Source organism: Sulfurovum sp. (assembly GCA_026990595.1).
Taxonomy (GTDB): domain Bacteria; phylum Campylobacterota; class Campylobacteria; order Campylobacterales; family Sulfurovaceae; genus Sulfurovum.
On the sequence record JALXCZ010000010.1, the window covers coordinates 1 to 7,888 of the forward strand.

Sequence of the window (7,888 nt, forward strand, 5' to 3'; positions counted from 1 at the left end):
TCTTCAGGTTTTGTCTTTTTACGGATGATCTTTTTTGCATGGCGTATACCGTCACCTGTACCGATCAGAAGCAGTTTGGATTCAGGCATAATAATGGTATCCCCTTTTGGCATAGGGATGAATTTACCGTCTTTTTGCCGGATACCGATGATCGTAACATTGGAGACATCTCTGAAACGTGCTGTTTTGATCTTTTTGAGTGCAAGCCATGAAGTTTTGGAAACCTTTGCCTCTTCCATATCAAGAGGTGTATCTTTTTTATAAAGAAACTCCTGAAGCAGGTTTTCCATATCTGGACGTGCTGCCATGGCATTGATGCGCTGAGCCATCAGTTTTGTGGCAGTCACAACTTTATTGGCACCAAGTTTCAGTAGTTTTGTTTCATCTTCATACCCTTTGGCATTGGCAATGATAAGGTATTTTCTCCCTCTGTGTATTTCTGTTTCGTACAGACGTGCAGAGGCAATGACTGCAATGTTGTCAGCCACATTATCTGCGAGAGAGATCACCCCTTTGGCTGAAGAGAGATGGGATTTCAAAATCCCTTCTTCCGTATGGGCTTCTGCTGTGACATAGTAGGGGTAATGATATTTCTTTGCGATCTCCTCCATATCTTCTCTGGGGTCAACGACTACAAAAGGGATGTGGTTCGCACGAAGTTGTTTTGTAACCTGTATAGTAAATTCATTGTGGTAACAGACAACAAAATGGTGTTTTAGTCTTGCGATCTCATAAAGCATTTTACGCTCCTTGGCAGTTCTTTGGAATTCGCCTTTTTTTACAACCTCTGCAATGATACCTACGGCAATAGAGAAAACAACAAAGCCAAAGATGATCAGTGTAATAGTGAAGATACGTCCCATATCGGAGATGGGCTGTATCTCACCATATCCTACTGTAGTAAAAGTAATACCTGTCTGATAGATGGCATTCATCAAGGTAAAATTATCTATGACCATATAGCCTATGGTACCGATAAGCATGATAAGTACAGTAAGGATCAGAGGAAGTCTAAAAGGGGCTAAATGAGTGTAATACTCATCATTTAGTGTAATGTGTGGTTTGGGTGCTGTTCTCCAGCCGAGAAACTTTTTAAATTTTTTGATAAAAATCATGATAAGAGAGTATAGCCTCTCTTATCTTAAAAGAATTAGTTGGCAGCTGCAGCCTGTGCAGCTTTTTTCTTCATTGTTCTAAGTGTAGAAGCGGCTACTTTAATTCTTTTTGTTGTTCCATCCTCAAGTGTGATCTTAACAGATCTTAAGTTTGGAAGTTGTCTTCTTTTTGTTTTGTTGTTTGCATGAGATACATTGTTTCCTGTCAATGGACCTTTTCCGCTTACTTCGCATTTTCTTGCCATGATATTTCCTTGCATTTAAAGTTACGTTTTGAATAACGTGAAAAATTTGTGCGATTATAGACAAAAAAAGCTTAAGGGGTTGTTAAACATTGGTAAATAATGATTTAGAGATTCTCTTTAAAGTAAGATATAGCTATAATAGCAAAAATAAACACTCTAGGATTTTTATGTTAGTATCTCCGAGTATACTCTCAGCAGACTTTGGACATTTGGCTCGTGATGTTGAAGCCATTTGTGAAGGTGGATGTGATCTTGTGCATGTAGATGTCATGGATGGACATTTTGTACCCAATCTTACTATAGGACCGGTAGTAGTGGAAGCGGTTGCAAAAGCAGCGACAAAGCCGTTAGATATACATCTTATGGTGGAGAATAACAATTTTTTTGTGGATCTGTTCGCTCCTTTGAAACCGGAGTATATCTCTTTTCATCTTGAATCAGAAAAACATCCACACAGAATGATACAGAAAATACGTTCACTTGGTATTCGACCTTCTATTGTACTTAATCCAAATACGCTTCCTGAAGAATTGGAATTTTTGATAGAAGATCTGGATATGGTATTACTGATGAGCGTAAACCCCGGATTTGGCGGTCAGAAGTTTATTCCTTCGGTGATAGAGAAAGCTAAACGCCTTAAAACATTGATAGAAAAAAGAAATCCAAAATGTCTCATTGAGGTAGATGGCGGAGTGAATGACAAAAATGTAAAAGAACTTAAAGCTGCAGGTGTGGATGTGGTTGTAGCCGGTTCTTTTGTTTATAAGCACCCAGAGGGGATCAATACGGCAATTTCCGCATTAAAATAATGTAGGGTGTTGTCTCCTGACAACACCAAAAAATGTAAATTAAAATTTAATGGTGTTGTGGGGACACAACACCCTACGAGGGAAACAATGAAAGTTAAAATATGTGGTATTACGAACCTGAGAGATGCCCTGCATGCTGTTGAGTGCGGAGCCGATGCATTGGGATTTGTTTTTTACAATCAGTCACCGCGCTACATTACACCTGCTGCGGCAAAACGTATTATTGACCAGCTTCCTCCTTTTGTAGAGAGAGTAGGGCTTTTTGTCAATGAAGGAGTAGAGACTATTGATACGATCTGTAAATATTCTGATATCTCTCTGGCACAGATCCATTTTGATGTGGATGCTGAGTCTCTGGATGCTATAGGGTATAAGACACTCCCTGTTGTACGTGCAGAATCTCCTGAAGATCTACACCGGTTTTCAGACAGATACCGTTTGGTTGATGCCTATTGTGAAGCCTATGGAGGGAGTGGAAAACGGTTGAACCTTGAATGGTTTGACGGAGTAGACTGCTCGAAGATCATTTTGGCAGGCGGACTCAATGCGGACAATGTATCGGAAGTGAAAAAATACGGTTTTTACGGTGTAGATGTCAGTTCCGGAGTAGAATCTGTCAAAGGTAAAAAAGATCCCAATAAAGTAGAGCAGTTCATCGCCAATGCTAAAAGTCTTTGATGAACTTACCACGGCATTCCGTAGACATGACGGGGTGTTAAGCGAGGAACAGTACAAACATATTGCTGTGAAATATACCACGCTGCTTGAAGACAGTGATACGATCTTTATTCTTCTTCAGGCTTCAGGCTATCCTATAGAAAAATATGAAGATGGCAGATACAGGCTTGAAACCTACTTTACCCCTTATCAAGAACAGCGCTACTGTGTCATAGATATAGAGACAAACGGAAGTAAACCGGGAACATCCCAAGTGATAGAGATCGGTGCTGTAATGATACAGCAGGGAAAAGTCATAGATAGACTTGAGACTTTTGTTGAATGTGCCTTTCTACCGGAGTATATTACAAAGATCACAGGGATAGAACCCGAAGATCTTAAATGTGCACCCACAAGAAGAGAAGCATTGATTAAGTTGAGACATTTTATGGGTAATGCTGTTTTTGTAGCACATAATGCAAATTTTGATTATAGTTTTCTTACAGCTTCGTTTGAGAGGTTTGGTCTGGGCGGTATTGGTAATCCAAAACTTTGTACCATTGATCTGGCAAGACGTACCTTCGAGAGTGAACGCTACGGTTTGGCATATCTGATAAATCTTCTTGAAATAGAGACAGCCACACACCACAGAGCGTTTAGTGATGCGGTCTGTGCTGCAAAAGTCATGGAAAAGAGTTTTGAAACCCTGCCGGAGTATGTGAAAACGACAGATGACCTTTTGCGGTTTTCAACTTCCAGCAAGAAAGAGCGCAGGGTTAAAAAAGAGAAGAATTAATGCTTTTCTTCCCCTAATATAGCGTGTAAAAAAAGTATTTGTGCAAACACAGCTGAAAAAATATTCAGTAGAGGGATATAGTTGAACCCTGCAGCGATCATTGCCAGAACAGTAGACTTTTTTGTTCTATTTTTCACCTCTTTTTTATCGGCTATAAACAGAGAACTTACATCATAAATAGTAGGCTTTTTAAGTAGGATAGACCAAAGCCATAACATATATACAGCACCTATCAGCGGGATGAACATAACAGGAAATGTAAAGATAAAGAGAACGAACATGATCACGGCAGATTTAAGGCTTAGAAGGATAGAAGTTGTGACGTTTGGTCTGCCTACTACTTTTCTCTCAGGATAATGTTTCTTTGCAAGTTTTATCAGTAGGGGTTCTATCATAAAAGAAGTGACTAGCGAGATCATGATAATGAACACCATATAGCCAATAGCTATAGAAGCTACTTTTGCACCTGTGCTCTGGAGCCATTCCCAAGGTATCCATGAGAGGTAGCCGGCAACAAAACTATTGATCCCTCCGCCTACCAGCCATACGATAGCAGCTGTGACGGCTAAGGCGATGAGGGTTACTTTAAGTACAAAAAGCAAGACCTCTGCTGACAATATGTCTTTGAGGCTTTTGATGATGGTTTGTGTCATAAGAGAACCTTTGTTTTTTGATTTGTCATGTATTTTGTGTAGGGTGTTGTACCCTTACAACACCAACAATTTTAATTCATATAAATGGTATTGTCATGGGACAACACCCTACAGGTATTCGTTCTTAAATTTTACATATCTTTCAGCTGATGCATAAAGTTCTGCTATCTCTTCATCTGTCAGTTCTCTGACCACTTTTGCGGGGCTCCCCATAATGAGGCTTCTTGGGGGGAACTTTTTGTTTTTGGTTACCAGGCTTCCTGCACCGACAATGGATTCTTTGCCTATGACCGCACCGTCAAGAATGGTGGCAGACATACCAATGAGACAGGCATCTTCTATTGTGCATCCGTGAAGCATAACTCTGTGACCTACCGTAACGTCATTTCCTATGACTGTAGGATTACCGTCTGTCATATCATCTCTTTTATGGTGTGTGACATGGATCATGCTGAGGTCTTGAATGTTACTTCTGTCACCGATGGTAATGAAATGTACATCGCCTCTGACTACACAACCGAACCATACAGCTGAGTCTTCTCCCATGGTTGTACGACCGATGACAGAGGCACCTTCGGCGATCCAGGCATTTTTACCCAGTTTTGGTGTCCACTCTTTGAATTTTAATATCATTAACTCTCCTTTAATATACGGTTTGCCAAACGACTGACATAATCAGGTGTCTCTTTTTTGGTTTTATCATGGATCTTGTTGATATACTGCTCAAGTACCGTATGATTATTTACACTTTTACCAAGATGTGGTACTTTGGTGTAATTCCCATCCTCTTGCAGTTCCCAGCGTAAAGTGTTGTCTGCAAGTTGGAGCATGAGTATCTGCTCTATTTTTTGCTTTAGATTCTCTTCAAGTATCGGTGTCATCAGCTCTATACGTCTTACAAGGTTACGTGGCATAAGATCTGCACTGGAAATATAACATTTGACCTTATCATGTTTAAAGTAGTAGATACGTGGGTGCTCCAGATACTTCCCTATAATGGAAGAGACAGTAATGTTCTCGCTTACACCTCTGATGCCGGGTTTCAAACAGCAGATACCACGGATGATCAGGTCAATTTTGCACCCTGCCTGTGAAGCTTTATAGAGTGCTTTGATAATGTCTGTATCTACCAGTGAATTAGCTTTAAGGATAATGTGACCCTTATCCTCCTGTTTACCCTCTTTCTCTATGAGTTTAAGCAGTTTGGGTTTGATCTGGGTAGGGGACATATAGAGTGTATCAAGCTTCGTGTGGGTAGAGAATCCGGTAAGAAAATGGAAAAAGTGTGTTGCATCTGTTCCGAAGATCTCTTTGGAAGTAAAATAGGAGATATCGGTATATATCTTTGCCGTACTCGGATTGTAGTTCCCTGTAGCAAGATGTACATAGCTTTGCAGTTTTTTCCCTTTGCGTTTAATGACCTGTGCGATCTTTGCATGTACTTTCAGCCCCGGAATGCCATAGACTACATGGGCACCTGCATCTTCAAGTGCTTTGGCCCAACGCAGGTTGTTCTCTTCATCGAAGCGTGCTTTGAGTTCTACGAGTACCGTGACCTGTTTCCCGTCACGTACCGCATCAATGAGGGCTTTGACAATGGGTGATTTCTGACCTGCCCTGTAGAGTGTCATTCTGATAGCAAGCGTATCAGGATCTACAGCAGCCTGTTTGATAAACTGGATGACCGGTTCAAAACTGTCAAAAGGGTGGTAAAGAAGGACATCCTGTTTGTCTATGGCTTCAAAGATGTTCTCACTGTCAAGCGGAGGAAGTATTTTGGGTGTGAAGGTAGGCAGGAGAAGATGTGCCAAGGCTTTATCTCCTACGATCTGCCAGAGACTGCCAAGATTCAGCGGCAGGCTTTTGTAAGAGTAGATATCATTGTCATCGAGGTTAAGATGTGAGAGCAGGAAACTGATGAGGTCTTCATCGGCACCTTCCATAAGTTCAAGGCGGATCAGTGAACCTTTGTTTCGTGATCGAAGTCCCTCCTGAAGAATTTCCAGAAAGTCATCCGCCTCCTCTTCTTCTATTTCGATATCGGCATTTCTGGTGACGCGAAACGGTGTAGAAGCCAGTTGTTTAAAGCCGGGGAAAAGTTCAGAGGCAAAATGCTCCACAATACTTTCAATGGGAATAAAAGTCTGTTCGATCTGTATAAATCTCGGTAAGATCCTTGGTATCCTGATCAGCCCGCGTTTAATATGTTTAGAATCATCTTTCAGTGTGATCGCCAGACCGAAACTAAGGTTATTCAGATGTGGGAAAGGGTGTGTAGCATCAATGGCAATGGGGATGATAACAGGGTAGATCTCATGAAAAAAGATCTCTCTGATCTCCTCTTTCTCTTCACTGTTTAGGGCATCAAAGTTCTTGATATGCACACCGTGGGTATGCAACTCGGAAATAATGGAAGTATAACAGGACTCAAGTACCTGATGCTCTTTGTGCAGGTAGGTATGTATGGCTTCAAGCTGCTCGGTAGGTGTCATCTTGTCGGCACCTGTTTCTTGCACACGTGCTTTAAAGAGTGCCTTCAGACCTGCCACACGTATCATATAGAATTCATCAAGATTCGTTCCGTAAATGGCAAGGAACTTTAGACGTTCAAGCGGTGGCAGTTTCTCATCCAAAGCCTGAGCCAGTACACGGGAGTTGAACTGCAGCCATGAAAGTTCACGGTTGAAGTAGAGTTGTGAAGAGTTGAGGTTTGCGTTCATATCTTACCTATAAATATATAATTTTTTGTAATTATAGCATATTGTACCGTAGGGGTAGACCCGTGTGTCTACCCTTTGCCTTTTGTTTATTGGGCAGACACATGGGTCTGCCCCTACAGCTTCTTCACTTTAGCAATCTCATCCCTCAACCTTGCCGCATCCTCAAAGTCCAATTTTTTAGCGGCAGCAAGCATCTTAGCCTTTAGCTCTTTCACCAGTTGCTGACGTTCTGCTTTTGGCATTTTGTCAAGTTTTGAGTGTTTGTTGTAAAGTTCTCCTGCATCTTCTACTTTAAGGTCAGTGTCGAGGTCTCTCAGTGTGGTTTTGGGTGTGATGCCATGCTTTTTATTGTATTCCATCTGTTTTTCTCTGCGTGCCTGTGTGGTTTCTATGGTAAACTTCATGGAGTCAGTCATTTTTTTGGCATACATAAGCACACGACCATTGGCATTACGTGCTGCACGTCCGGCAGTCTGTACGAGTGCGGTCTTGGAGCGTAAAAAGCCCTCTTTGTCAGCGTCGAGTATGGCAACGAGGCTTACTTCTGGCAGGTCAAGCCCTTCTCTTAGCAGGTTGATCCCTATGAGGATGTCAAACTCTCCCAAACGCAAAGAACGTATGGTCTGGTTGCGTTCTATGGCGTCCATGTCTGAGTGCATATGACGACATTTGAGCCCTAGGTCATTGTAGTAGGTACTCAGTTCCTCTGCCATCTTTTTGGTAAGCACCGTAATGAGCACACGTTCCCCCTTTTTGATGACAGGTTTCATACGATCATGCAAGTTTTCTACCTGATAGGTAGAGTCTATGACTTCTATGGGAGGGTCCAGCAGCCCTGTAGGACGCACGACTTGTTGGGCTACCACAGAAGAGAGCTCCGTTTCCAGCTCATT

Annotated in this window: 9 protein-coding genes; 3 read left to right on the plus strand and 6 right to left on the minus strand. The window is 41.8% G+C overall.

Translation table 11 applies throughout. The features are described 5' to 3' along the window. Window positions 1–1,115: potassium channel family protein (locus tag MVE01_RS03105; protein ID WP_472560702.1), on the minus strand; the 1,115-nt coding region annotated here is incomplete at its 3' end. Window positions 1,116–1,150: 35 nt separating this feature from the next. Next, window positions 1,151–1,360, minus strand: coding sequence for a 50S ribosomal protein L28 (rpmB, locus tag MVE01_RS03110; RefSeq protein WP_472560703.1), 210 nt, complete (start codon window positions 1,358–1,360; stop codon window positions 1,151–1,153). Between the two features lie 167 nt (window positions 1,361–1,527). Between rpmB and rpe the strand changes: the two genes are divergently transcribed. From rpe to MVE01_RS03125, 3 genes are all read left to right on the plus strand, one after another. After that, window positions 1,528–2,169, plus strand: a complete 642-nt coding sequence (rpe, locus tag MVE01_RS03115; protein WP_472560704.1) for a ribulose-phosphate 3-epimerase — start codon at window positions 1,528–1,530, stop codon at window positions 2,167–2,169. A gap of 87 nt (window positions 2,170–2,256) precedes the next feature. Further along, window positions 2,257–2,847 (plus strand): phosphoribosylanthranilate isomerase, encoded by a 591-nt coding sequence (locus tag MVE01_RS03120; protein WP_472560705.1) that lies wholly within the window; start codon window positions 2,257–2,259, stop codon window positions 2,845–2,847. Then, the gene (locus tag MVE01_RS03125; protein ID WP_472560706.1) at window positions 2,831–3,622 is read left to right on the plus strand and encodes a 3'-5' exonuclease; all 792 of its coding nucleotides are present in this window, start codon (window positions 2,831–2,833) and stop codon (window positions 3,620–3,622) included. Before MVE01_RS03120 ends, MVE01_RS03125 begins: the two co-directional genes overlap by 17 nt. Here MVE01_RS03125 and MVE01_RS03130 read toward each other — a convergent pair. From MVE01_RS03130 to MVE01_RS03145, 4 genes are all read right to left on the minus strand, one after another. Continuing rightward, a complete protein-coding gene (locus tag MVE01_RS03130; protein WP_472560707.1) occupies window positions 3,619–4,275 on the minus strand; it encodes an EI24 domain-containing protein in 657 nt (218 codons plus the stop codon). The two genes, MVE01_RS03125 and MVE01_RS03130, sit on opposite strands and share 4 nt — an antisense overlap. Window positions 4,276–4,383: 108 nt before the next feature. Next, window positions 4,384–4,908, minus strand: coding sequence for a gamma carbonic anhydrase family protein (locus MVE01_RS03135; protein WP_472560708.1), 525 nt, complete (start codon window positions 4,906–4,908; stop codon window positions 4,384–4,386). Next, entirely contained in the window at window positions 4,908–6,995 is a 2,088-nt protein-coding gene (locus tag MVE01_RS03140; protein ID WP_472560709.1) for an RNA degradosome polyphosphate kinase, read from the minus strand. Before MVE01_RS03140 ends, MVE01_RS03135 begins: the two co-directional genes overlap by 1 nt. A 113-nt stretch (window positions 6,996–7,108) precedes the next feature. Further along, the coding region (locus MVE01_RS03145; protein ID WP_472560710.1) for a helicase-related protein at window positions 7,109–7,888 on the minus strand (780 nt) is incomplete at its 5' end.

Excerpts from the sequence above, each read along its gene's own strand:
- rpmB (WP_472560703.1), bottom strand. The coding sequence starts at position 1,360 with ATGGCAAGAAAATGCGAAGTAAGCGGAAAAGGTCCATTGACAGGAAAC.
- rpe (WP_472560704.1), top strand. The coding sequence starts at position 1,528 with ATGTTAGTATCTCCGAGTATACTCTCAGCAGACTTTGGACATTTGGCT.
- MVE01_RS03120 (WP_472560705.1), top strand. The coding sequence starts at position 2,257 with ATGAAAGTTAAAATATGTGGTATTACGAACCTGAGAGATGCCCTGCAT.
- MVE01_RS03125 (WP_472560706.1), top strand. The coding sequence starts at position 2,831 with ATGCTAAAAGTCTTTGATGAACTTACCACGGCATTCCGTAGACATGAC.
- MVE01_RS03130 (WP_472560707.1), bottom strand. The coding sequence starts at position 4,275 with ATGACACAAACCATCATCAAAAGCCTCAAAGACATATTGTCAGCAGAG.
- MVE01_RS03135 (WP_472560708.1), bottom strand. The coding sequence starts at position 4,908 with ATGATATTAAAATTCAAAGAGTGGACACCAAAACTGGGTAAAAATGCC.
- MVE01_RS03140 (WP_472560709.1), bottom strand. The coding sequence starts at position 6,995 with ATGAACGCAAACCTCAACTCTTCACAACTCTACTTCAACCGTGAACTT.